This window comes from Chromobacterium sp. INPA-IVC, assembly GCF_059047085.1.
Genome location: NZ_JBTNLS010000014.1, coordinates 1 through 23,297 on the forward strand (window position 1 = coordinate 1; position 23,297 = coordinate 23,297).

22 protein-coding genes and 2 rRNA genes are annotated in these 23,297 nt (G+C 67.3%); 9 read left to right on the forward strand and 15 right to left on the reverse strand.

Annotated elements, in window-relative coordinates; genetic code table 11:
- The first annotated feature begins 4 nt into the window (after window positions 1-4).
- The 9 genes from rrf (ACX17K_RS21500) (at window position 5) to ACX17K_RS21540 (ending at window position 8,518) form a co-directional block, all read left to right on the forward strand.
- Window positions 5-119, forward strand: a 5S ribosomal RNA gene (gene rrf, locus ACX17K_RS21500).
- Between the two features lie 89 nt (window positions 120-208).
- Window positions 209-323: ribosomal RNA gene (gene rrf, locus ACX17K_RS21505) — 5S ribosomal RNA — on the forward strand.
- 405 nt (window positions 324-728) lie between these two features.
- Complete coding sequence (putA, locus tag ACX17K_RS21510) at window positions 729-4,322, forward strand: trifunctional transcriptional regulator/proline dehydrogenase/L-glutamate gamma-semialdehyde dehydrogenase (RefSeq protein ID WP_493776363.1); 3,594 nt, start codon at window positions 729-731, stop codon at window positions 4,320-4,322.
- A gap of 133 nt (window positions 4,323-4,455) precedes the next feature.
- Window positions 4,456-5,682, forward strand: a complete 1,227-nt coding sequence (locus ACX17K_RS21515; protein ID WP_493776364.1) for a branched-chain amino acid ABC transporter substrate-binding protein — start codon at window positions 4,456-4,458, stop codon at window positions 5,680-5,682.
- A gap of 112 nt (window positions 5,683-5,794) precedes the next feature.
- Complete coding sequence (locus tag ACX17K_RS21520) at window positions 5,795-6,148, forward strand: cysteine-rich CWC family protein (RefSeq protein ID WP_493776365.1); 354 nt, start codon at window positions 5,795-5,797, stop codon at window positions 6,146-6,148.
- Between the two features lie 161 nt (window positions 6,149-6,309).
- Window positions 6,310-6,762, forward strand: coding sequence for a hypothetical protein (locus ACX17K_RS21525; RefSeq protein WP_493776366.1), 453 nt, complete (start codon window positions 6,310-6,312; stop codon window positions 6,760-6,762).
- Between the two features lie 19 nt (window positions 6,763-6,781).
- On the forward strand, window positions 6,782-7,135 hold the full coding sequence (locus tag ACX17K_RS21530; RefSeq protein WP_493776367.1) for a DUF4180 domain-containing protein: 354 nt from the start codon (window positions 6,782-6,784) through the stop codon (window positions 7,133-7,135).
- 167 nt (window positions 7,136-7,302) lie between these two features.
- A complete protein-coding gene (locus ACX17K_RS21535) occupies window positions 7,303-8,085 on the forward strand; it encodes an enoyl-CoA hydratase/isomerase family protein (RefSeq protein WP_493776368.1) in 783 nt (260 codons plus the stop codon).
- Between the two features lie 10 nt (window positions 8,086-8,095).
- Window positions 8,096-8,518 carry a VOC family protein gene (locus ACX17K_RS21540; protein WP_493776369.1) on the forward strand — a complete coding sequence of 141 codons (423 nt, stop codon included), beginning with the start codon at window positions 8,096-8,098 and terminating at the stop codon, window positions 8,516-8,518.
- Between the two features lie 26 nt (window positions 8,519-8,544).
- Here ACX17K_RS21540 and bluB read toward each other — a convergent pair whose 3' ends face one another.
- The 15 genes from bluB to cobA all read right to left on the reverse strand — a co-directional run bounded on the left by bluB (window position 8,545) and on the right by cobA (window position 23,297).
- Window positions 8,545-9,186 (reverse strand): 5,6-dimethylbenzimidazole synthase, encoded by a 642-nt coding sequence (bluB, locus tag ACX17K_RS21545; protein ID WP_493776370.1) that lies wholly within the window; start codon window positions 9,184-9,186, stop codon window positions 8,545-8,547.
- Entirely contained in the window at window positions 9,183-10,475 is a 1,293-nt protein-coding gene (locus ACX17K_RS21550) for a cobyrinic acid a,c-diamide synthase CobB (protein ID WP_493776371.1), read from the reverse strand. Before ACX17K_RS21550 ends, bluB begins: the two co-directional genes overlap by 4 nt.
- Window positions 10,475-11,077: a cob(I)yrinic acid a,c-diamide adenosyltransferase gene (cobO, locus tag ACX17K_RS21555; RefSeq protein WP_231152872.1), complete on the reverse strand. Its 603-nt coding sequence runs from the start codon at window positions 11,075-11,077 to the stop codon at window positions 10,475-10,477. Before cobO ends, ACX17K_RS21550 begins: the two co-directional genes overlap by 1 nt.
- A 29-nt stretch (window positions 11,078-11,106) precedes the next feature.
- Entirely contained in the window at window positions 11,107-12,129 is a 1,023-nt protein-coding gene (locus ACX17K_RS21560) for a FecCD family ABC transporter permease (RefSeq protein ID WP_347369592.1), read from the reverse strand.
- Window positions 12,126-13,094: an ABC transporter substrate-binding protein gene (locus ACX17K_RS21565; RefSeq protein WP_493776372.1), complete on the reverse strand. Its 969-nt coding sequence runs from the start codon at window positions 13,092-13,094 to the stop codon at window positions 12,126-12,128. Before ACX17K_RS21565 ends, ACX17K_RS21560 begins: the two co-directional genes overlap by 4 nt.
- Window positions 13,091-13,882, reverse strand: a complete 792-nt coding sequence (locus tag ACX17K_RS21570) for an ABC transporter ATP-binding protein (protein WP_493776373.1) — start codon at window positions 13,880-13,882, stop codon at window positions 13,091-13,093. Before ACX17K_RS21570 ends, ACX17K_RS21565 begins: the two co-directional genes overlap by 4 nt.
- A 3-nt stretch (window positions 13,883-13,885) precedes the next feature.
- The gene (locus tag ACX17K_RS21575) at window positions 13,886-14,992 is read right to left on the reverse strand and encodes a CobW family GTP-binding protein (protein ID WP_493776374.1); all 1,107 of its coding nucleotides are present in this window, start codon (window positions 14,990-14,992) and stop codon (window positions 13,886-13,888) included.
- Entirely contained in the window at window positions 14,989-16,533 is a 1,545-nt protein-coding gene (gene cobJ, locus ACX17K_RS21580; protein WP_493776375.1) for a precorrin-3B C(17)-methyltransferase, read from the reverse strand. Before cobJ ends, ACX17K_RS21575 begins: the two co-directional genes overlap by 4 nt.
- A gap of 338 nt (window positions 16,534-16,871) precedes the next feature.
- On the reverse strand, window positions 16,872-17,627 hold the full coding sequence (locus tag ACX17K_RS21585; protein ID WP_493776376.1) for a cobalamin biosynthesis protein: 756 nt from the start codon (window positions 17,625-17,627) through the stop codon (window positions 16,872-16,874).
- A complete protein-coding gene (cobM, locus tag ACX17K_RS21590) occupies window positions 17,624-18,427 on the reverse strand; it encodes a precorrin-4 C(11)-methyltransferase (protein ID WP_493776377.1) in 804 nt (267 codons plus the stop codon). The genes ACX17K_RS21585 and cobM overlap by 4 nt, the downstream gene beginning before the upstream one ends.
- The gene (cobI, locus tag ACX17K_RS21595) at window positions 18,424-19,152 is read right to left on the reverse strand and encodes a precorrin-2 C(20)-methyltransferase (protein ID WP_493776378.1); all 729 of its coding nucleotides are present in this window, start codon (window positions 19,150-19,152) and stop codon (window positions 18,424-18,426) included. The genes cobM and cobI overlap by 4 nt, the downstream gene beginning before the upstream one ends.
- Window positions 19,149-20,273, reverse strand: a complete 1,125-nt coding sequence (cbiD, locus tag ACX17K_RS21600; protein ID WP_493776379.1) for a cobalt-precorrin-5B (C(1))-methyltransferase CbiD — start codon at window positions 20,271-20,273, stop codon at window positions 19,149-19,151. The genes cobI and cbiD overlap by 4 nt, the downstream gene beginning before the upstream one ends.
- 5 nt (window positions 20,274-20,278) lie before the next feature.
- A complete protein-coding gene (locus tag ACX17K_RS21605) occupies window positions 20,279-21,841 on the reverse strand; it encodes a precorrin-8X methylmutase (RefSeq protein WP_493776380.1) in 1,563 nt (520 codons plus the stop codon).
- Window positions 21,838-22,539 (reverse strand): cobalt-precorrin-7 (C(5))-methyltransferase, encoded by a 702-nt coding sequence (locus ACX17K_RS21610; protein ID WP_047258617.1) that lies wholly within the window; start codon window positions 22,537-22,539, stop codon window positions 21,838-21,840. The genes ACX17K_RS21605 and ACX17K_RS21610 overlap by 4 nt, the downstream gene beginning before the upstream one ends.
- Window positions 22,536-23,297, reverse strand: coding sequence for a uroporphyrinogen-III C-methyltransferase (gene cobA, locus ACX17K_RS21615; RefSeq protein ID WP_493776381.1), 762 nt, complete (start codon window positions 23,295-23,297; stop codon window positions 22,536-22,538). Before cobA ends, ACX17K_RS21610 begins: the two co-directional genes overlap by 4 nt.

Consider the following 23,297-nt stretch of genomic DNA (forward strand, 5'->3'; position numbering starts at 1 on the left):
TATGTCTGGTGGCCTTAGCGAGGTGGTCCCACGCCTTCCCATCCCGAACAGGACCGTGAAACGCCTTAGCGCCGATGATAGTGTGGCATTCGCCATGTGAAAGTAGGACACCGCCAGACGCCCAATACGATAGCGCCGAGTCCATTCGACTCGGCGCTTCGCTTCGAAAGAAGCGAATCCAGAATTACGCGACAGCGTTCACGTTTTTTCTGGCGACCATAGCGAGATGGTCCCACGCCTTCCCATTCCGAACAGGACCGTGAAACATCTTAGCGCCGATGATAGTGTGGCATTCGCCATGTGAAAGTAGGACATCGCCAGATTCCCAATCAAAAGCCCCAGGCATTAGCCTGGGGCTTTTTGCATTTCTGGCTCCGGGCAGAGTCGGGGGTGAAATTTTTTGTCGCATCCTGCCGCTGTATATTAATCTGATCTATGAAATGCAGACAGTATTCGATTGCTATCAAATCTGAAATGCGTGCCGGCTTGGCGGGATATCGGAGCGGTTAGTCGGGTGAGGCTGCGGGCGAGGAGTGGGTTTGGTCATGCCTACGGGGTGAGGTCGCGATGGGTTTGATCTGCTTGGAAAGCCTTGCGCTGGCTGATTTTGATAGCGTTTAAGTGCTAAAGAATATTTTATATTGTCAAACAAAACTGTCATCTCTTGTATACAATAGACGGTTCACCCGGACGCGAGGCCGGGGCTGCAAACAATACCGGAGAAACCCATGCAATTCGAATCCTTTGCTCATCAGCAGTCCGCTCTGCGTGACGCCATCACCGCCGCCTACCGGCGCGATGAACGCGAATGCGTACAGGCGCTGTTGTCGCAGGCGGCGATGAGTCCCGAGCAAATCGCATCAGTGCAAGACCTTGCGCGCCGACTGGTGACCGAGGTCCGCCGCGAGCGCACCCGCTCCAGCGGCGTGGACGCGCTGATGCACGAGTTCTCGTTGGACAGCAGCGAAGGGATCGCCCTGATGTGTCTGGCTGAGGCGCTGCTGCGCATCCCGGACCGCGAGACAGCCGACAAGCTGATCCGCGACAAGATTTCCCGCGGCGACTGGAAGGCCCACCTGGGCAACAGCTCGTCGTTGTTCGTCAACGCCGCCGCCTGGGGCCTGCTGGTGACCGGCAAGCTGGTTTCCTCGCACAGCGCCAACGGCCTGTCGGCCGCGATGACGCGGCTGATCGCCAAGGGCGGCGAGCCGCTGATCCGCAAGGGCGTCGACATGGCGATGCGCATGCTGGGCAAGCAGTTCGTCACCGGCGAAACGATTGAAGAGGCGCTGGCCAACGGCCGCGAGCGCGAGGCGCGCGGCTACCGCTTCAGCTACGACATGCTGGGCGAGGCGGCGATGACCGAGGCCGACGCGCAGCGTTATCTAAAGGACTATGTCACCGCCATCCATGCGATTGGCAAAGAATCGAATGGCCGCGGCATTTACGACGGCCCCGGCATCTCGGTGAAGCTGTCCGCCATCCACCCGCGTTACAGCCGCCTGAAGCACGAGCGGATGATGGCCGAGCTGTTGCCGCGGCTGAAGGGATTGTTCCTGCTGGCCAAGCAGTACAATATCGGTCTGAACATCGATGCCGAAGAGGCCGACCGTCTGGAAATCTCGATGGACCTGGTCGAGGCGCTGGCCAACGATCCGGAGCTGAACGGCTTCGAAGGCATCGGCATCGTGGTGCAGGCCTACCAGAAACGCTGTCCCTTCGTGATCGACTTCCTGATCGACCTGGCGCGCCGCACCGGCCACCGCTTCATGGTGCGGCTGGTGAAGGGCGCCTACTGGGATGCAGAAATCAAGCGCGCCCAGGTGGACGGCCTGCCGGGCTATCCGGTGTATACGCGCAAGGTGTACACCGACGTGTCCTACCTCGCCTGCGCCAAGAAGCTGTTGGCCGCCCAGGATGCGATCTATCCGCAGTTCGCTACCCACAATGCCTACAGCCTGGCCGCGGTCTACAACCTGGCCGCCGGCAAGGATTACGAATTCCAGTGCCTGCATGGCATGGGAGAGACCCTGTACGACCAGGTGGTCGGCAAGGACAAGCTGGGCAAGGCCTGCCGCATCTACGCGCCGGTGGGTTCGCATGAGACGCTGCTGGCTTACCTGGTGCGCCGCCTGCTGGAAAACGGCGCCAACTCCTCCTTCGTCAACCGCATCGTCGACGAAAGCGTATCCCTTGACGAGCTGGTGACCGATCCGGTGGCCGAAGCGGCCGCCTCCGCCGGCATGCCGCACAGCAAGATTTCGCTGCCGGAGTCGCTGTACGGCGACGGCCGCCGCAATTCCAAGGGCCTGGATTTGTCCAGCGAGCACGTGCTGGCCACGTTGCAGCTGGGCCTGCAGACGTCGGAGCAGCAGCGCTGGGCGGCGTTCCCGATGCTGGGCGACGGCGACGTCACCGATGGCGAGCTGCTGGAAGTGCGCAACCCGGCCGATCATGGCGACGTGGTCGGCAAGGTATTGGAAGCCACTGCCGCCGACGTGGACCGAGCGCTGGCGCAGTCGGCGGCCATCGCCGCAGCCTGGGCCGCTACGCCGGTGGCCGAACGCGCCGCCAGCATCAAGCGCATGGCCGATCTGATGGAAATCAATATGCCGGCGCTGATGGGGCTGGCGGTGCGCGAGGCGGGCAAGACGCTGAACAACGCCATCGCCGAAGTGCGCGAGGCGGTGGACTTCTGCCGCTATTACGCGGCGCAGATCGTTTCCGAGTTCGACAACGCCAGCCACCAGCCGCTGGGTCCGGTGGTATGCATCAGCCCGTGGAACTTCCCGCTGGCCATCTTCATCGGCGAGGTTGTCGCGTCTTTGGCCGCCGGCAACACCGTGCTGGCCAAGCCGGCCGAACAGACCAGCCTGATCGCGGCCTACGCGGTGCGCCTGCTGCACGAGGCCGGCGTTCCGCGCGCCGCGCTGCAGTTCCTGCCGGGCCGCGGCGAGGTGGTCGGCGCCGCATTGACCGGCGACGCGCGCATCCAGGGCGTGATCTTCACCGGCTCCACCGAAGTGGCGCAGATCATCAACCGCACGCTGGCCAAGCGCCACGATGATCCAGTACTGGTGGCGGAAACCGGCGGCATGAACGCAATGATCGTCGATAGCTCGGCGCTGCCGGAGCAGGTCGTCACCGATGTGCTGAGCTCGGCTTTCGATTCCGCCGGCCAGCGCTGTTCCGCGCTGCGCGTGCTGTATTTGCAGAATGATATCGCCGATAAGGTGATCGCGATGATCAAGGGCGCGATGGATGAGCTGGAAGTCGGCAATCCGGCCAAGATCACCACCGACGTCGGCCCGGTGATCGACGCCGAAGCCCAGGCTGGCCTGCTGGCCCACATCGCCAGGATGAAGAACTCCGCCCGCGCGATGCACCAGACCAAGCTGTCCGCCGAGTGCGAGCAGGGCACTTTCGTCGCGCCGACGCTGTTCGAGATCGACAATTTGTCGGAACTGAAGCGCGAGGTGTTCGGCCCGGTGCTGCATGTGCTGCGCTACGCCGCGTCGGATCTGGACAAGGTGGTGGCCGAGATCAACGCCACCGGCTACGGCCTGACCCACGGCATCCACAGCCGCATCGACGAAACCATTGCCGACATCTGCGGCAAGATCAAGGTGGGCAACATCTACGTCAACCGCAACATCGTCGGCGCGGTGGTGGGCGTGCAGCCGTTCGGCGGCGAAGGCAAGTCCGGCACCGGTCCCAAGGCCGGCGGCCCGTACTACCTGTACCGTCTGACCCGCGCCGCCTGGCAGCCCAAGCTGGCGGCTGCGCATCAGACCGCCGATCTGTCCGCGCTGGATGCGCTGGCCGCCGCCGCCAAGGCGCAGAGTCTGTCGCTGGACGGCGTCATCGCCGCCGCGCGCAAGGAAAGCCCGCTGGCGCATAACGTAATCTTGCCGGGCCCGACCGGCGAGAACAATGTCTTGTCCTTCGCGGGCCGCGGCCGCGTCGGCTGCGTCGCCGACGACGCGCAGGCGCTGGCCGAGCAATTGGCCGCCGTCTTCGCAGCAGGCAACCGCGCGGTGGTCGCCGATGGCGAACTGGGCCGTCGATTCGCCTCCGCCTTGAACGGCCATGTATCTGTTGTGGCCGATGTGCTGGAAGCGGATGTCGAAGCGGTGTTGTACGCCGGCGCCAAGGCCGAGGAGGCCCGGCGCGAGCTGGCCGCCCGCGACGGCGCGCTGGTTCCGCTGATCCTGCGCGGCGAAAATGGCTACAATGTGCATCGGCTGGTGGTGGAGCGCGCGCTCAGCGTCAATACCACGGCGGCAGGCGGCAATGCCAGCCTGATGAGCATGACCGAATGATCAACTTGCCAGCCTCTGGCCGCGTTGGAATAATGCGGCCAGAGTTTTTACTTTAAGAGCAAGACTGGGATCCGGCCCCAAGCCGGTTGTGTAGAAGCGCGAAGTTGAAGCAACAAGGAAGAGGAACGAAGAGATGCAAGTATCCAAGCTGTCCACCCTGACCCTGGCGGTTGCAGCCGCTGTCGCCCTGTCCGCTTGCGGCAAGAAGGAAGAAGCCGCGCCCGCGGCCGGCGCCTCCGCTCCGGCCCAGGCCAGCGCAGGCGGCGACGTGATCAAGATCGGCTTTGCCGCTCCGCTGACCGGCCCGCAATCGCACTACGGCGAGGAATACAAGAATGGCGTGACCCTGGCCATCGAAGACGCCAACGCCGCCAAGCCGACCATCGCCGGCAAGCCGGTGACCTTCGAACTGGACGCCCAAGACGACCAGGCTGATCCGAAAACCGCCACCCAGCTGGCCCAGAAGTTCGTCGACGAGAAAGTCGCCGGCATCATCGGCCACTTCAACTCCGGCACCGCCATTCCGGCTTCCAAGATCTATTCCGACGCCGGCATTCCGATGATCGCGATGGCGACTTCGCCGGTGTTCACCTCGCAGGGCTTCAAGAACACCTTCCGCTCGATGACCTCCGACACCCAGCAGGGCAGCGTGATGGGCAAGTTCGCGGTTGAGAAGCTGCACGCGAAGAAGATCGTCATCGTCGATGACCGCACCGCTTACGGCCAGGGTCTGGCCGACGAGTTCGAAAAGGCGGCCCGCGCTTCCGGCGGCGACGTGGTTAAGCGCGAGTTCACCAACGACAAGGCCACCGACTTCACCGCCATCCTGACCTCGATCAAGGGCGCGAATCCGGACGTGGTGTTCTACGGCGGCGCCGACGCGCAGTCCGCGCCGATGGTCAAGCAGATGAAGCGCCTGGGTCTCAAGGCTCCGCTGATTTCCGGCGAAATGACCAAGACCCCGACCTTCCTGCAACTGGCCGGCAAGGAAGCCGACGGCACCATCGCCTCGCTGGCGGGCCTGCCGCTGGAGCAGATGCCGGGCGGCAAGGACTACGAAACCCGCTACAAGGCCCGCTTCAAGGCCGACGTGGCCACTTACTCGCCGTACGGTTACGACGCCACCCGCGCGTTGATCCAGGCGATGGAGCAAGCCAACTCGGCCGATCCGAAGGCCTACCTGCCGGTGCTGGCCAAGATCACCCACCAAGGCGTGACGTCCAGCAACTGGACCTATGACGACAAGGGCGATCTGAAGGATGGCGGCATCACCGTCTACAAGGTCCAGAACGGCCAGTGGACCGTGATGGAAACCGTGGGCGGCGGCGCGGCGGCCAAGGACGCTTCCGCAGCCAAGTAAGCGGATTCGCTTCATGGCAAACGGCGCGGATATCCGCGCCGTTTTTGTTTGCGCGGACAAGCGGCGAGGCCCGCGCTAATATCGTCAACGACACATTCAAAGGGAGAGGCGCATGAAACGGGCAAGCATGGAAACGCCGCCGCCGTCGCCCTGCATCGGCGTATGCCGTCTGGACGACGGCGGGCAGGTCTGCACCGGTTGCCGCCGCACGCTGGACGAGATCGCCGGCTGGTCCAGCTACGACAAGGAACAGAAGGAGCAGGTATGGCAGCGGTTGTTGGCCTTGCCGCTGCCGGTGCAAGCCAAGACCTGTCCGCAATGCGGCAATGGCTTCACCTGCGGCGCGGGGGGAGAGAGCGGCGGCTGTTGGTGCGCCGATCTGCCTCAGGAGCTGTCGCCGAGCGGCGCGGACAGTGACTGTTTGTGCGCGGTGTGTTTGCAGAAGCGGCTGCTATCCGGCAGTTGACGCAGGTGCCATGCGGTGTTTTCTTTGTTCTCTCTCGTGTTTTTGCGGTGGAGCGTGTCGTTTGGGCTTGCCATGGATGCGGAGCGCGGATTTAAATGCCATTGTGCTTGATGCGATGTTTCAGAATGGCATGATCGGCTGATCGCAACGGAGATCCCACCATGAAAGCAAGCGGAGCGGAAGCGGGGGCGGCATGGCCGTCCAGCTTGGAAGCGGCGTTGGATGACAGGCTGGCGATGTTGAGGCGGCAAATACGGGAGCGGGCGCAGGAGATTTCCAGCGCCCAGTCTGGAGGAGGCCCGACCGCGACCGGGATGGATGTCAGCGCGCTGGGCCGGGCGGTGGACGAGCTGCTGCAAGGGAGCTCGGTGGCGGAGCGGCCCGGCTTCTTTGATCTGTTTCCCCCTTTTACCTGCGTATGCGCGCTGCTGTGCCTGGCTTTCGCCAGCTTTGGCCTGCTGTTTCCATTGTTCGCCGACTCGGTGGCCGGCGCAGGCAAGGGCTCGGCGCTGGTGGCCGGTTTCCTGGACATCGCCAAGATTTTCGCCGGCGCGATCGTCGGCTCCACTTCTTCCGTCGTGCTTTCGGCGTCGCGCGCGTGCCGTTCCGGCTGATTTCGCTTGGGAAAAAAATATGGCTTATCAAGTGTTGGTTTCGGGCGAGCGCCGCGCGCTGGAATGGCGTGGCGAGTTGAGCGACGCATCCCAGGCGGTTGAGCTGGTTTCCGCCTGCATCGGCGAAGGCTGCGAACGCTTGCTGATTTCGCATGAGGTTTTGCCGGCGGCTTTTTTCCAGCTGAGCAGCCGGTTCGCCGGCGAATTCCTGCAGAAGCTGCAGAATTATCGATTGCAGACCGCGGTGGTGATAGACGCGGAGCGGGACTATGGCGAGCGCTTCGGCGAATACCTGCGCGAAGCGAGGCGCGGGCGTTTTTCGCGGCTGTTCCTGAGCCGGGAGGAGGCGCTGGCTTGGCTGGCGGCGCGCTGACAGTCGCCGCCGCGCTGCCGATAGATTGGCGCGGGCGCCCGCAAGCTTCGCCGGCGGTTGATTCGAGGCAGGCCGCGCCTGTTCGGCGTGGACGAGCCCGCGGTTCGGAAGGCTCGATCTTACAACTTGATGCCGCGCCCTGGCGGCGCGGCAGGCACGGAGGCGGGATGCTGGAACGGGATGTGGTGCGCAGCAAGGCGGAGGGCGGCATCGCACGGCTGGAGCTGAACCGGCCGGACTGTCTGAACGCGATGAACCGCCAGCTGCTGCGGCAGCTGCTGGCCGCGCTGGAGTGGGCGGCGGCCGATGACGCGGTGAGGGCGGTGATCATCACCGGCCATGGCCGGGTGTTTTCCGCAGGAGCCGACATCCGCTATCTGAACCGGGCGCCGGCGGCCGAAGTGCGGGAGCTGGCCAGGCTGGCGGTGGCGGTCACCGGGCGGATCGAGACGTTGGGCAAGCCGGTGCTGGCCGCGATCAACGGCGACGCGCTGGGCGGCGGCCTGGAGATTTCCGAGGCATGCGCTTTGCGGGTGGCGGCCTCGCACGCCCGCTTTGGCCATCCGGAAGTGAAGATAGGCGCGGTGGCCGGTTTCGGCGGCACCACCCGTTTGCCCAGGCTGATCGGCAAGGGCAGGGCGGCGGAGATGTTGCTGACCGGCAGGCTGATAGACGCCGAGGAAGCGTGCCGGCTGGGCCTGGTCAACCGGGTGGTGGCGGCCGAAGTGCTGATGACCGAGTCGGAGGCGCTGCTGGGCGAGGTGCTGGCCCAATCGCCGCTGGCGGTGAGGCTGAGCTGGGAAGCGATGCATCGCGGCTTGTCCTTGTCCGAGGACGAATCGGCGCGGCTGGGCGCAGACTACTTCGGCCTGGCGGCGCAGAGCGAGGACTTCCGCATCGGCACCCGCGCTTTTCTGGACAAACGGCTGCCCAAGTTCAAGGGGCGGTGAGGAGGCGATCATGAAGCCGCGCATCACCTTGCTGACGCTGGGCGTCGATGATCTGGAACGCTCGCTGGCGTTTTACCGCGACGGGCTGGGATTGGCGAGCGAGGGCATCATCGGCGCCGAGTTCGAGCACGGCGCCGTCGCCTTTTTCGAGCTGGAAGGCGGATTGAGGCTGGCGCTGTTTCCGCGGGATAGCCTGGCGCGCGACGCCGGCCTGCCGCGGCAGCCGGCCAGCGCCACCGAATTGACGATAGGCCACAACGTCGCTTCCCGAGCGGAGGTGGACGCGGTGATGGCGCAGGCCAGCATAGCCGGCGCGGCCATCGTCAAGCCGGCCCAGGATACGTTCTGGGGCGGCTACGCCGGGTATTTCCAGGACCCGGACGGCCATTTGTGGGAAGTGGCGTGGAATCCGGAGTGGGACGTGCCGGCGTGACGGCCGCTTAGCGCCGGCGCATGATTTCAGGCTTCCGGCCAACGCTCGTCGTAGACCAGATCGGCCAGGTTTTGCCGCCGCGCCCAGTTTTCCTGTTCCAGCATCGGTTTCTCGTAAAAGGCTTCGACGTGGCCGATGCACAGTATCGCCACCGGCCGCGCGCCGGCCGGTATGGCCAGCAGCGCGGCCAGCTTGGCGGGATCGAAGATGGATACCCAGCCCAGGCCCAGGCCTTCGGCGCGGGCGGCCAGCCACATGTTCTGGATCGCGCAGGCCACCGAGGCCAGGTCCATCTCCGGCAGCGTGCGGCGGCCGAACACGTGCCGCTCGCGGCCGTCCATCAGCGCCGCCACCAGCACTTCGCCGCAATCCAGCAGGCCCTCTACCTTCAGCCTCATGAATTCATCCTCGCGCTCGCCCAGCGCGCGGGCGGTCTGGACGCGCTCCTCTTCCACCAAGGCATGCAACTGGCGGCGCAGCTCCGCGCCGCGGATGCGGATGAAGCGCCAGGGTTGCATGAAGCCGACGCTGGGCGCGAAGTGGGCGGCGGCGAGTAGCCGCTGCAGGGTGTCGGGATCTACCGGGTCCGGCTTGAAGTGGCGCATGTCGCGGCGTTCGCGGATGGCGCGGTATACGGCGTCGATATCGGCTTGCGGGTAACGGTTCATGGCAGAAACAGGCTCGCTGCGGCTAGGGGATTGGACGGGAAGTAAGCATGGAAATAGCTGGCCAGCAGGCTACCGCGGCGGTACAGCGCCTCGCCGGTTCCGGCGCCGCTGGCGCGCGCGGCGCGGGCGATCGGTTCCAGAGCCGTTTCCAGCCGGGTGTAGTGGAAGGTATGGCCGCGCAGCGCGCCGCCGGGGAAGTCCATTTGCTGCAGGCCCAACCCGCACAGCCGCGCTTGCAGCGTGGCGTGGCCGGGCAGCAGCCCCAGCATCGCCGCGCTGTCGTTATCGCGGTTGGTCAGCCTGTCCAGCAGGTAGAGCATGCCGCCGCACTCGGCGTACAGCGGCTTGCCGGCCTCGATGTGCCCGTGCAGCGCCGCGTTCAGCGCAGTATTGGCGGACAGCGTATCCTGATGCAGCTCAGGGTAGCCGCCGGGCAGGTAGACGGCGTCGCAATCGGGCAGGGCGGCGTCGGCCAGCGGAGAGAAGAAGGCCAGCTCCGCGCCCAGTTGGACCAGGGTTTCGAGGTTTGCCGGATAGACGAAGGCGAAGGCCGCGTCGCGGGCGATGGCGATGCGCTTGCCGGCCAGCAGTTGCGGCCATTCTGTTTGCCTGGCGGCGGGAAACGCCACCGGCGGCGGCAGCGCGGCCAGCGCGGTGGCCGCGATCTGCGACGCCGCGCGGTTGAGGCGTTCGTCCAGATCGGCGATTTCCTGCGCCTGCACCAGGCCCAGATGGCGTTCCGGCAGCCGAACCGCCTCGTCGCGGCGCAGCGCGGCCAGCAGCGGCAGGCGCTCAGGCAGTTGCTGGGCCAGCATCTCGGCGTGGCGCTCGCTGGCGACGTGGTTGGCGACGAAGCCGTGAAAGGCCAGGCCGGGGCGGAAGCTGGCCAGGCCGTGGGCGACGGCGGCGAAGGTCTGCGCCATGCCGGCGGCGTCTATCACTGCCGCCAGCGGCACGCCAAGCAGGGCGGCCAGGTCGGCGCTGCTGGGCGTGCCGTCGAACAGGCCCATGCTGCCTTCGATCAGGATCAGGTCGGCGTCGGCGGCGGCCTGATGCAGCCGGGCGCGGCAGTCGTCCTCGCCGTTCATCCACAGGTCCAGGCCATAGACGGTGTGGCCGCTGGCCCGCTCGAGAATATAGGGATCGAGGAAGTCCGGCCCAGTCTTGAACACCCGCACCCGGCGGCCTTGATTGCGGTGATGGCGGGCCAGCGCCGCCGTCACCGTGGTCTTGCCCTGGTGCGAGGCGGGGGCGGTCAGGAACAGCGCCGGACAGCGGCGGGCCGTCATCAGAATTCCACTCCGCGCTGCGCCTTGATGCCCTGCTCGCGGTACGGGTGTTTGACCAGTCGCATCTCGGTGACCAGGTCGGCGGCCTCCAGCAAGGCTTCCGGCGCGTGGCGGCCGGTGACCACCACGTGCTGCATCGCCGGCCGGGCGGCGAAGGCGGCCAGCACTTCGTCCAGCGGCAAGTATTCGTATTTCAGCACCACGTTCAGTTCGTCGAGGATAACCATCTCGTAGTCCTCGCTTGCCAGCATCGCCAGCGCCTGTTCCCAGCCCTTGCGCGCGGTGGCGATGTCGGCCTCGCGGTCCTGGGTGTTCCAGGTATAGCCTTCGCCCATGGTGTGGAAGTCGCAGTTGTCGAAGCCGCCCAGCAGGTCGCGCTCGGCGGTGTGCAATGCGCCCTTGATGAACTGCACCACGCCCAGGCGCATGCCGTGGCCGACGGCGCGCAGGCCCATGCCGAAGGCGGCGCTGCTCTTGCCTTTGCCGGTGCCGGTGTTGACGATGAGCAGGCCCTTCTCGCCGGTGGCGGCGGCCTTTTTCTTCTCGAAGCCCGCCTTGCGCTTCTCGGTCATGCGCTGGTGGGAGGCCGGATCGGTTTTCATGGTGTCGTCCTTGTGTGGGGCCGGCGCCGTCAGCGGCGCAGCAGCCAGATGAAGAAGGCGCCGCCGACGGCGGCGGTGCCGACGCCCACCGGGATGTCTTCCGGCGCGATCAGCGTGCGCGCGGCGGCGTCCACCCAGATCAGGAACAGCGCGCCCAGCAGCGCGCAGGCCGGCAGCAAGCGGCGGTGGTCGGCGCCGACGCAGCGGCGGGCGATATGCGGAATCATCAGGCCGACGAAGCCTATCGCCCCGCTGACCGCCACCATGGTGCCGGTCAGCAGCGACGATGCGGCGAACACCGCCAGCCGCAGCCGGGTCACGCGGATGCCCAGCGTGACCGCGGTCTGCTCGCCGGCCATCAGCGCGTTCAGCGGCCGCGCCACCGCCAGCAGCGCGATCAGGCCCAGGCACAGCGCGGCCAGCGGCGCCGGCAGCAGCTCCCAGCGCGCCTGGCCCAGGCCGCCCAGCATCCAGAACAGCACCGCCGAGGCCGAGCGGTGATCGCCCAGATACAGCATCAGATTGGCCAGCGCCATCAGCAGGAAGGACACGGCCACGCCGGCCAGCAGCAGCCGCTCGGCTTGCAAGCGGCGCTGGCGCACGGCGATGCCGGTGACCAGCAGGGTGGCCAGCAAGGCGCCGGTGAAGGCGGCCAGCGGCAGGGTGGCGCCGCCCAGCACATTGCCGCTGAACAGCAATACCGTCACCGCGCCCAGCGTGGCGCCGGAGCTGACGCCCAGCAGGTGCGGGTCGGCCAGCTGGTTGCGGGTGGTGGCCTGCAGCGCTGCGCCCACCAGCGCCAGGCCGGCACCGACCATGCCGCCCAGCAGCACGCGGGGCAGCCTAAGCTGCCAGATGATCAGGTCCTGGCCCGGCTGCCAGGCCGGCGCCACCGGCAGGCCCAGCTGGTGCAGCAGCACATTGGAGCTGACGGCGAACTCGACCGGCGCGGCGCCCAGGCCGGAAGCCAGCGGCAGCGACAGCGCGAGCAGGACCAGCAAGGCGCCCAGCAGCGGCCAGGCCGGCGGACGGTTGGCGGCGGAGCGGATCACTTGGCGAAGGCCTCCGGGTGCAGGCCGCGCGCCAGCGCGCTGATCGCGTCGGCATTGGCGATGCCGGGCGTCGCGCTGTCATAGGGCAGCACGATGAAGCGCTTGTCGCGCACCGCCGCGATCTTGTTCAGCGCCGGGTGTTTCTGCAGGAAGGCGATCTTCTGCTGCGCGGTGACCTTGCCGTAATCGATGATCACGATGGCCTGCGGATTGCGCGCCACCACGGTTTCCCAGTCGACGCGGGTCCAGCTGGCGTTGACGTCGCTCAGGATGTTGCGGCCGCCGGCGGCCTGGATCAGCGCGTCGGGCATCGCCAGCCGGCCGGCGCTGAAGGGACGGTCCTCGCCGCTGTCGTAAACGAAGACCGACGGCGTGGCCTTGCGCTTGGCGACGCGGGCGGAGATGCCGTCCACTTTTGCGCGCATGTCGGCCACCACTTTTTGCGCGCGCGGCTCCACATCGAAGATGCGGCCGAGGGCATTGATGTCGCGGTAGACGTCGTCCAGGCTCGCCGCCGGGCGCTTCATCACGTGGGCGCAGGATTCGCTGAGCTCGTAGACATTGATGCCCAGGGGCGCCAGCGAGGCCGGCGTCACCGGACCGCCGACGCGCAGGCCGTAGTTCCAGCCGGCGAAGAAGAAGTCGGCGTTGCGGGCCAGCAGCGCTTCCGACGACGGATAGTCGCCGGCCAGCTCCGGCAGCGGGCCCAGCGCCTGCTTCAGCGGCGCGTTCAGCTTGTTCCAGGCGCTGATGCCGGTGTAGCCGACCATGCGGTTCTGCAGGCCCAGCGACACCATCATCTCGGTCAGGTTGATGTCGTGGCTGACGGCGCGCTGCGGCGCGCGCTGGAAGGTGACCTTGCGGTTGCAACTGTCCACGGTGAGCGGGTAGCGGGTGGCGTGGACTTGGGCGGACAGCAGCGCGGCCAGGCCGCAGGCGATGAGCAAAGGCGGATTCAGTTTCATGCGTTTTCTTCTTCCAACAGGGTGATGCGGGGATGGCCGGCCTGAGGGTGGCGGTCCACCAGCGCGTGCACGCCGAACACCTCGGCCAGCAAGGACGGCGTCAGCACTGCTTCCGGCGCGCCGCTGGCGACGACGCGGCCGGCCTTCAGCGCGTACAGCCGGTGGCAGAAGGCGGCGGCCAGGTTCAGGTCGTGCAGCGTGGCGACGGCGGCGATGCCCAGCCGGCGCACCAGGCGCAGCAGCGACAATTGGTGGCGCAGGTCCAGGTGGTTGGTCGGCTCGTCCAGGATCAGCAGCTCCGGCTTCTGGGCCAGCGCCCGCGCCAGCAGCGCGCGCTGCTTCTCGCCGCCGGACAGGGTGGCGAAAGGCTGGTGTTGCTGCGACGTCAGGCCCACCTGGGTCAGCGCCTCGTCGACGATGGCGTGGTCGGCGGCGCTGCCGCCGCGCAGCAGCGACTGGTGCGGAATGCGGCCCATGTCCGCCACCTCGCGCACGGTCAGGCCGAAGTCCTCCGGGAATTCCTGCAGCACCACCGCGACGCGGCGGGCGAAGGAGGCGGCGGATTGGCCCCAGATGTCGGCGCCGTCGAGTTTGGCTTCGCCGGCCAGCGGCTTGTTGAAGCGGAAGGCGCAACGCAGCGTGCTGGTCTTGCCGCTGCCGTTGGGGCCGATGACGCCGACGAATTCGCCGGGCCGCACGGTCAGCGCGATGTCGCGCAGCAGCCTCGCCTCAGGCGCTGTCGCGGCGTCCGGCGACCAGTCCAGGCCGCATAGTTCCAATGCGCTCACCGCCTAGCTCCAGTGCGCGCCGGTGATGTCGCGCAGCAAGGCCACCACGCGCGGGCGGCTGGGGTGGTAGCCGATGAACACCAGCTGAGCCTGGCGCGGCGCGGCCAGCGCCTCGTCGTGGCTCAACTCGATGCGGTTGCGCACGCCCTGGGCCAGCAGCCGGCCGGGGCCTTCGGCGCAGGCGGCGAAGCCCTTGATCCTGAGCAGCGGCTCCTCGCGGGCGATGGCCTCCAGCGCCGCCGCCAGCTTGTCGGCATGCTGGGCTTCCTTGCTGCGGATCATGAACGATTGCCAGCCAGGGTCCTGATCGTGGAAATGCTTGTGGGTGGACAGGCCGTGGCTGTGCGCGGCCTGGCCGCCGTGGCTGTGGCCGTCCAGCAAGGCCTGGTTGGCCAGCGGCCGCATCGCGAGCCCGGGCATGCTGGCCACCGGGCCGTAATGGCGGTGCGCGGCCGGCGAGGCTTCGTGCAGATGCAGGCCCAGCGTCAGCCGGGTGTCCAGCTTGGCTTCATAAGCCAGTTCGATGAAGCGGATCGACGGCGCCTGCCTGCGCACGGCTTCTTCCGCCGCCAGCAGTTCATCTGCCGACAGCGCGTCTATCTTGTTCAGCACCACGATGTCGGCGTGGCCCAGCTGCTGGTCGAACAGCTCCGCCACCGCGTCGGTCTTGCCGCCGTCTCCGGCCGGCGCGAAATGGCCGGCCAGCAGCAGCGGGGTGTCGACCACCGCCAGCGTGGCATCCAGCACGAAATAGGGCGCCAGCGCCTCGCTCTGCAGCTGCGCCATCACCGCGCTGGGCAGGGCGAGGCCGGAGGTTTCGATCAGCACGTGGTCTATCTGCTGGCGGCGTTGCCACAGCGCCAGCATGGTGGGCAGGAAGTCGGCGTCGTCGTCATAGGCGACCAGGCCGTTGGCCAGGTCGTGGATTTCCACGCCGCCGGCGTCGGCGTCGCGCAGCAGTCCGCCGTCTATCGACACCTCGCCGAACTCGTTGACCAGGATGGCCAGCCGGCGCTGCTTGTTGTTCTCCAGCAGCTTGGACAGCAGCGTGGTCTTGCCGGCGCCGAGGAAGCCGGTCAGCACGGTGACGGGAAGGCGCGGCGCGCTCATGCCTGGCCTCCCTGCGGCAGGGCCGCCAGCACGGCGTCAAAGTCGCTGAATGTTTGCGGATAGTCCAGTCGCGGCCGGTCGATGACGATGAACGGGATGCCCAGCGCCGCCGCGGCAGCCGCCTTGGCGTCGAAGCCGCCGGCCTCGCCACCGTCCTTGCTGATCACGCAGTCGATTTCCCAATCGCGCCACAGCGCCTCGTTGGCGGCCTGCGAGAACGGGCCTTGCATCGCGCAGATGCGCGAACGCGAGAGACCTAAGTCCAGCGCCCGCTGCAGGTGCTGCGGGTCCGGGGCTAGGCGGACGAACCATTGATGTTTTTGCACCGCGTCGGCAGCGACGAAGCGGTGCAGCTCCTTGCTGCCGGTGGCGAGGAAAACGCGTTTTCCTTTTGTCATCGCCAGCTTGGCGGCTTCATCGCTGTCGGCGCAACGGATCACCGGATGCTCGCTGCCGCTGGCCGGCCGTTCGTAGCGCAGATAGGGCAGGGCCAGCTCCTCGGCTAGCGCCATCAGCTGCTGCGACATCTCGCTGGCGTACGGGTGGGTGGCGTCGACGATGGCGCTGGCCTGGCTGCCGGAGAGCAGCTCGCGGCGGCGCTCAACGCCGAGACGGCCGCTGACGGTGGCCACGCCGGGCACGGCCTGCTGCGCCTGTTCGTTGCCGTAATCGCTGGCGCTGCTGATCACCACGGGGCGGCCGGCGTCGGCGATGGCGCGCGACAGCGCGTTGCCGTCGCTGGTGCCGGAAAACACCCAGGCGGCGCCGATGGGCAGCGTGTCGGCCTTCACCGTGTCGCTGGTGTTGTCCCAGTTGAAGTAGCCGCGCGGGGTGAACATCCAGTTGCGTTTGCGGCGGGTGAAGCGGTTGCCGATGACGATGCTGGTCAGCATGTCGAAGCGGCGGGTGCGCAGCTCGGCCAGCGTGACGATCTCCACTGCCTGGTCCTCGCGGTAGGCGTTGCGGACGATGCCGCACAATGTCTCAGGCTTTTTGTGCTCCAGCATGATGTCCAGGATGCGGTAGACGCCTTCCTGGCGCTGGCGGCTTTGCACGTTGTAGAACACCACCGCCAGGTCTGCCTGGGCGATGTGGCGGGCGCGGGTTTCGATCCATTCCCACGGGCACAGCAGGTCGGACAGGCTCAGCGTGGCGAAATCGTGCGACAGCGGCGCGCCGAGCAGCGACGCGCAGGAGTTGGCCGAGGTGATGCCGGGAATCAGCTGCACGTCGAAACCATCGTCCTCGCGCATGTCCTCGTAAGCCAGCGTGGCCATCGCGTAGACGCCGATGTCGCCGCTGGACAGCAGGGCCACGGTCTTGCCGGCGCGGGCTTCCTCCAGCGCCAGCTGGGCGCGCTCGCGCTCCTGGGTCAGCGGCAGCGTGCGGATGTCCTTGCCGGCGATCCAGGGTTGCACCCAGGTCAGGTAGAGATCGTAGGAGACGATCACGTCGCTTGCGGCTAGCGCCTGGCGGGCGAGGTCGGGGATCAGTTCGGCGCGGCCGGGGCCGACCGAGACGAGGTAGAGTTTGCCGGTCATGGATGTGTTCTCTTGATTTTGCATTCTGTAATTGTTTTGGCGCTGTTGATGTGTGGTTCCGCCCGGCGGGCGGGTAAGGGGGCTGCGCGGCCAGCCCCTACGCTGAGCGAATCAAAGATTCGCACGCTTACAACCCCAGGCCGCCCCTGCGTCGCGCGAATTCCCGGCAAACATCAGGCTGGCAAGGCGCTGCCGAACTCGCCGTGCGCTAGCGTCGCACGGCTCAAACAAGCGGCAGCTTAAAACCTTGCCAGCCTGATTTTTACCGGCGCGCGCCAAAGGGGAGTGGGGGCGCATCGATTGCGTTTCATGTTGCATTAGGACCTGCATGGCGACGCTTACGTTAAATTCCATGCTGGCTTATCCTCCACTACCGCCACCGTTACCCCATCCAACGCAGTCTTGGGCACGATCAACCTCCCCCGCGGGCTGGCGATCAGCGCGCACGGCTCGCACACGCCGTCGACGCCGACGTTCTGCCGCACCCAGTCCGACGGCGCGCCGGTCCAACCGCGGGCGGCGACGTCTTCGCGGGCGATGACGCGCAGCGGCAGCGCGTGGCGGGCGCAGAATGCCAACAGGCCGGCTTCGTCGGCCTTCAGGTCTATCGTCGCCGCTTCGCGAACGTCGGACAGCGGCCGGCCGGCCAGCGCGTGCAGTACCGCTTGCTCGATGGCTTCCATGCTTTTGCCGCGGCGGCAGCCGATTCCCAGCGCCAGCGGCTTGACGGCCTCGGTGGCGGTGGTTACGGCCGGGATGGCGCCGGTCAGCCGCGCCGCTTCGTAGGCAAGGTCATTCGCTCCGCCTTCGTGGCCGGACAACAGCGGGATGGCGAAGCGGGCGGCTTCGTCCATCACCACCACCGCCGGATCGCTGTACTTGCTTTGCGGCAGGCCGTCGAGATAGCGGACGGCGATGCCGCTGGCCATCACCAGCACCCAGTGGCTGTGCGCATGGAAGGCGGCGCGGAATTGCTCGCGGCCGCTGGCGTCGGGCTCCAGCCACGGCTGGTACAGCCGGGCGTCCAGCGCCGATGCCAGCCTCTGTCCCAAGGGCAGCGCCTCGGCGCGCACCAGCCACACGGCGCGGCTCATGCCTGGTTTTCTTTCTGCAGGCTGGCCCGCTTGGTCTTGCGCTCGTCGCCGTCGCGGAAGATGTGGGTGAAGCCGGCCGCGTACAGGCTGGATTCGACGCCGCCTTCGCGCGACAGCGCCTCGCCCACCAGCAGCAATGTGGTCAGCAGCCAGTCTTTCTGCTTCACCTCGGACAGCATCTTGCCCAGCGTGGAGCGGTGCACGGACTGGTCCGGCCAGCTGGCGCGGCGCACCAGCGCCACCGGGGTGCTGGGCGGGTAGTGCAGCGACAGGTCGGCGACGGTCTGTTTCAGCCGCTGGCCGGACAGGAAGATGCACATCGTCGCGCGGTGGGCGGCGAAGCTGGCGATGGACTCGGTCTCCGGCACCGCGCTGGCGCGGCCGCTGGTGCGGGTGAGGATGATGGATTGCGACACCTCGGGGCGGGTCAGCTCGCTGCCCAATGCGGCGGCGGCGGCGGTGAACGAGGACACGCCGGGAACGACTTCATAGGCAATGCCCAGCGCTTCCAGCCGGCGCATCTGCTCATTGGTGGCGCCGTAGATCGCCGGATCGCCGGAGTGCAGCCGGGCGACGTCCTTGTCCTCGGCCTGGGCGCGGCGGTACAGCGCCTCCTGTTGGTCCAGGTTCAGTTCGGCGGTGTCGTGGATCTCCGCGTCCGGACGGCAGTGGCTCAGCATCTCGGCCGGCACCAGCGAGCCGGCGTACAGCACCATGGGGGCCGAGCCCAGCAGGCGGCTGCCGCGCAGCGTGATCAGGTCGGCGGCGCCGGGGCCGGCGCCGATGAAATACACTTTCATGAATGGCGTCTTTCTCTGGCTGTCTTGCGGATCAGCATGGTGGCGAGGTAGCCGCTGGCGTCTGCGCTCAGTTGCGAGGCGTCGGCGCACAGCACTTCGCCGGGCAGGCCGATGCGGCGGGCGAAGGCGCACAGCTGGGCGATGCCCATCTGGTTCAGCAGCGCCAGCACGTCCGGCAGCCGCTTGCCTATCTTCATCAGCACCACGATGTCGTGGCTGTCGATATCGGCTTGCAGCTCGGTCATGTCGTCGGGGCAGGGCAGGATCAGGATGCGTTCCTTGCCTTCGCCCAGCGGCCAGGACAATGCCGACGCGGTGGCGGCGAAGCTGGTGACGCCGGGGAAGGTCTGCGTCTCCAGTTGCGGCAGCATTTCGCGCAGCGCCGCCAGCAGGTAGCCGTAGGTGGAGTAGGTCATCGAATCGCCTATGGTCAGGTAGGCGACGTTCCGGCCGGTTTCCAATTCGGCGGCCAGTCGCTCGGCCAGCGCGCCGTAATGGCGCGACAGCGCGCCGCGGTCCGGATTCATCTCGAATTCGATTTCGCAAAAGCGGCTTTCGTCCAGCCCCAGTCCGGCCAGGCATTGCCGGGCGACGGAGGTGTCGCTGGATGTCGCGCGCGGCAGGTAGACGATGTCGGCCTCGCGCAGCGCGGCCAGCGCCGCCACCGGAATCAAGCCGGCCGGTCCCGGCCCCACGCCTATGCCGATGAGCTTGCCCAGTTTCATGCGGCCTCTCCCAGCGGCGTGCCGTCCATGCTGAACAGCCGCACCGCCACCTGCCGCACGCTGGGCACCTTGGTGGCCATCAGCGCCGCGGTGCGGTGTTCTATTTCCATCCAGTAGCTGCGCGCGTCCGGCTGGCTGCTCATGATCTGCACTACGTTCTCCACGGTATTCGCTTGTTTGATTGTTTCCACCAGCTCGGGCGCATGGCCCAGGTCGGCGGCGACGCCGGCGACGGCGTCCATCGCCATGCCGCTCTTGCCGGAGTGGGTGTCCCACACGCCGTCCAGCAGCTTGGCGATCTTGCCGGGGTGGCCCAGCACCCACAGCGTGTCGAGGATGCGGCCCTGTTCGATCAGCACCGATTCGGCGAAGTCCAGCGAATCGCCGACGAAGTTGGCGATCTGCACCACCTGCTTTTTTTCCAGCCCCAGCGTGTCGGCGGCGTAGCCGCGGCCTATCTTGCCGGGGGTGAAGGCGATGGCAGTCGGCAGTTCGCCCAGCGCCACCCGCACATAGACTTCGATCGACGCGATCCACGCCGCCTGCGACATCGGCTCGACGATGCCGCTGGTGCCCAGGATCGAGATGCCGCCGACGATGCCCAGCATAGGGTTGAAGGTGCGCTTGGCGATCTTGTCGCCGTCGACGCAGCCTATCGCCAGGTCAATGCCGGGGTCGGGCCGGCCGGCCAGCACTTCGTCCACCGCCATCCGCATCATCTGCCGCGGCACCGGGTTGATCGCCGGCTCGCCGGGCGGGATGCGCAGGCCGGGCTGGGTGACCATGCCGACGCCGGCTGCGGCCAGGAAGCGTAGCGCGCCGCTGCCGTTGAGTTTTACCTCGGCGAAGATCGTCGCGCCGTCGGTGTTGTCCGGGTCGTCGCCGGCGTACTTCAGCACTTCGGCGCGGACGGTGCCCGCATCCAGCCAGGCCACGCTTTCTACCGGCACCGCCAGGTAGAAGTCCGGGTCCGGCAGGCTGATGAAGACCTCGTCGGCATCGACGCCGTCCAGCAGCAGCATCAGCGCCGCCTTGACGGCGGCGGTGGCGCAACTGCCGGTGGTGCGGCCGCGGCGCATGCCGTTGGGCGCGGGGGCGGCGAGGTCGTAAGGCTGGCGCACCGGGCTCAGACTTCCTGCTGTTGCTGATAGACGTGTTCGATTGCGTCTATCATCAGCGCGTTGACCACGGTGGCCGCCCACGGCGAGCCGCCGCGGGTGCCGCGGTTGGTGATGCGCGGCACTTGCAGCAGCGCGCGCAGTTCTTCCTTGCATTCGCGGGTGCCGACGAAGCCCACCGGCAGGCCCACCACCAGCTGCGGCCGCCAGCCGTGATCGCGCACCAGCCGCACCACTTCGCGGATGGCGGTCGGCGCGTCGCCTATCGCCACCACGCAGTCGTTGCCGAACTTCTGCCAGGCGCGGCGGATGCCGGCGGCGGAGCGGGTGAGGCCGCTGGCTTCGGCCAAGAGCCGGGTTTCCTCGTCGTGCACGCCGCACCAGGTTTCCACTTCCAGCTGGCGCAGCACTTCGCGTTTGAGGCCGGTTTCCACCATGGTGACGTCGGTGACCACGCGGCGGCAGCGCAGCAGCGCGCGCATGCCGGTTTCGCAAGCGCCGGCAGAGAAGAACAGGTCGTCCACGCTGTTGAAGTCGCCGGTGGTGTGCACCAGCCGCATCAGCGCGGTGCGCTGCTCGGCGGGGAAGGCCGACCAGTCGCGGCCTTCATCAATAATGCGCATGCTTTCCGCTTCGATAGGATGCGGGGTATAGCGTTTCCAGGCCGGCGGCTGATTGGCGGCAGGCTCGCGCTCCAGCAGGCCGCGCACCTTGCCGTGGTGGCCGCGTTGCGGCTCGCCCACCTGCTGCTCGAAACCGACAATCTGCACCCGGTATTTGCACAGCGCGCAGTTCATCGCCGCGCGGCCTTCCGCGCCTTCCTGCGCCCGCTCCAGGAACACCTCGGCCACTTGGGCATCCGGGCCCAGGTAGGCCGCGCTCAGCACCTCGATTTCCGGATGGCGCGCCGCCAGGTCCGCGGCCGCGCCGTAGATGCGCTTGACCAGCACGCCGTCGAACAGGAAGTAGGGCAGCACCACGATGCGGCGGTAGCCCAGCAGGGCGGCGGCGCGCAGGCCGTCGGCCACCAGCGGCTTGGCGGTGCCGGAATAGCAGACGAAGGAGGCGGCGAAGCCCAGGCCTTCCTCCAGCATCCGCGCGAGCTTGGAGATTTCGGAATTGGCGTCCGGGTCCGAGGTGCCGCGGCCGACGATGACCAGACAGGCGTCGTTGCGCGAGACGGTGTGCGGCGACGCCGCCTCGGCCTCGACGATGCGCTGGCGGCATAGCGCCAGCAGCCGCGGATGCAGGTCCAGCGCCGCGCCGAAGTGAAAGGCTACGCCAGGATGGGCCTGCTGCAGCGCCAACAGCTCGCTGGGCATGTCGTTCTTGGCGTGGGTGGCGGCCAAGAGCACGCCTGGCACCATCACCACGGTCTTGGCGCCGGCGGCGATCACCTGGCCCACCGCCTCGTCTATGGTCGGGGTGGCGAACTCAAGAAAGCCGTGGGCGACCGGCCGCTCGCCGGCGCGCGCCTTAAGCGCGTCCACCAGCTGCATGAACTCGTTCACCCCGTCCGGATCGCGGCTGCCGTGGCCGGCGAGCACGATGGCGTAATCTTGCTGGCTCATTTGTGGGTCGGCTCGATCTGGCTGTCCATAGGCGCGAGCGTGCGGATCAGCATGATGCTCATGTCGGAAAAGCGCTGCTCGGCGCATTCGGCCAGCGTGCCGCGCCATTCCGCCTCGTTGCGGGTCAGGTTTTCCCACACCTCCACCGGCTGGCCGGCCGGGATGCCGTTTTCCAGCAGATAGGCGGCGATGTGCCAGGGCATGAAGGAGCGCGCCTCGTCCCACGGGCAGGGGATCACGATGGCGTTGCGGCCATCTTGAAGCACGTGAACCAGGTGGCGCTTGAACGGGGTCAGGTCGCCGCGGCGGTGGAAGGTGATGAAGCTGGTCTCGTCGAAGCACACCTTGCCGCGCGAGGCCAGGATCTGCGCCGACGAGATGCCGGGTATCGTTTCCACCGGGTGGCCGCAGGCGCGCTCCACCCGCTCCAGGTACTGGAAGCCGCTGAAGTGGATGTCGCCCATGAACACCACCACGCACTTTTTGCCGGCGCGGTGGCGCTCGGCGACGATGTCCAGCTGGGCCACCTGGTCGCGGTAGCCCATCTGGATCACTTCGGCGCTGTCCGGGATCAGCGGGCGCACCACGTCCACCACCGCGTTGAAGCCGGCCACCACGTCGGCCTCGCGTATCAGTTGGGCCGAGCGTTGCGGCAGGTAGCCGATGTCGCCGGGGCCGGCGCCTATGCAGATGATCATGCGTATTCCTTCCTTGTGTCGTTGGCGGCGGACGGGCTACAGGACGCCAGCGCCACCGTCGGTCCGATGACGATCAGCGCCGGGCTGTGGATGCCGGCCGCGCTCATGTCTTGTTCCAGCGCGTCCAGGGTGCTCAGCACCTGGCGCTGCTGCGGCAGCGTGCCGTTTTCTATCGCCGCCGCCGGGGTGTCGGGTTTCAGGCCGTGGCGCAGCAGTTCGGCGCGGATCAAGGGCAGCCGTTTGACGCCCATATAGATCACCAGCGTCATGCCGCTTTGCGCCAGCGCCTGCCAATTGGGCTCGTCGCCGTCCTGGTGCGGGTGGCCGGAGACGAAGGTGACGCCGTGGACGAAATGGCGGTGGGTCAGCGGGATGCCCAGCGTGGCCGGCACCGCCAGGCCGGCGCTGAGACCGTTTACGATCTCCACCTCGACGCCGGCCGCTTGCAGCGTCAGCATTTCCTCGCCGCCGCGGCCGAAGACGAAGGGGTCGCCGCCCTTGAGGCGCGCCACGGTCTTGCCGGCGCGGGCCTCGTCTATCATCCGCTGCTCGATGGCCGCCTGCGGCGTCGACGGACAGCCGCCGCGCTTGCCGACCGGCACGATTTCGGTATCCGGCCGCAGCAGGGTGTGGATGTCGGGATGCACCAGATCGTCCACCAGCGCCACGTCGGCCAGCTGCAGGCAGCGCGCGGCCTTCAGCGTCAGCATTTCCAGGTCGCCGGGGCCGGCGCCTATCAGGTAAACCTTGCCCGTCAT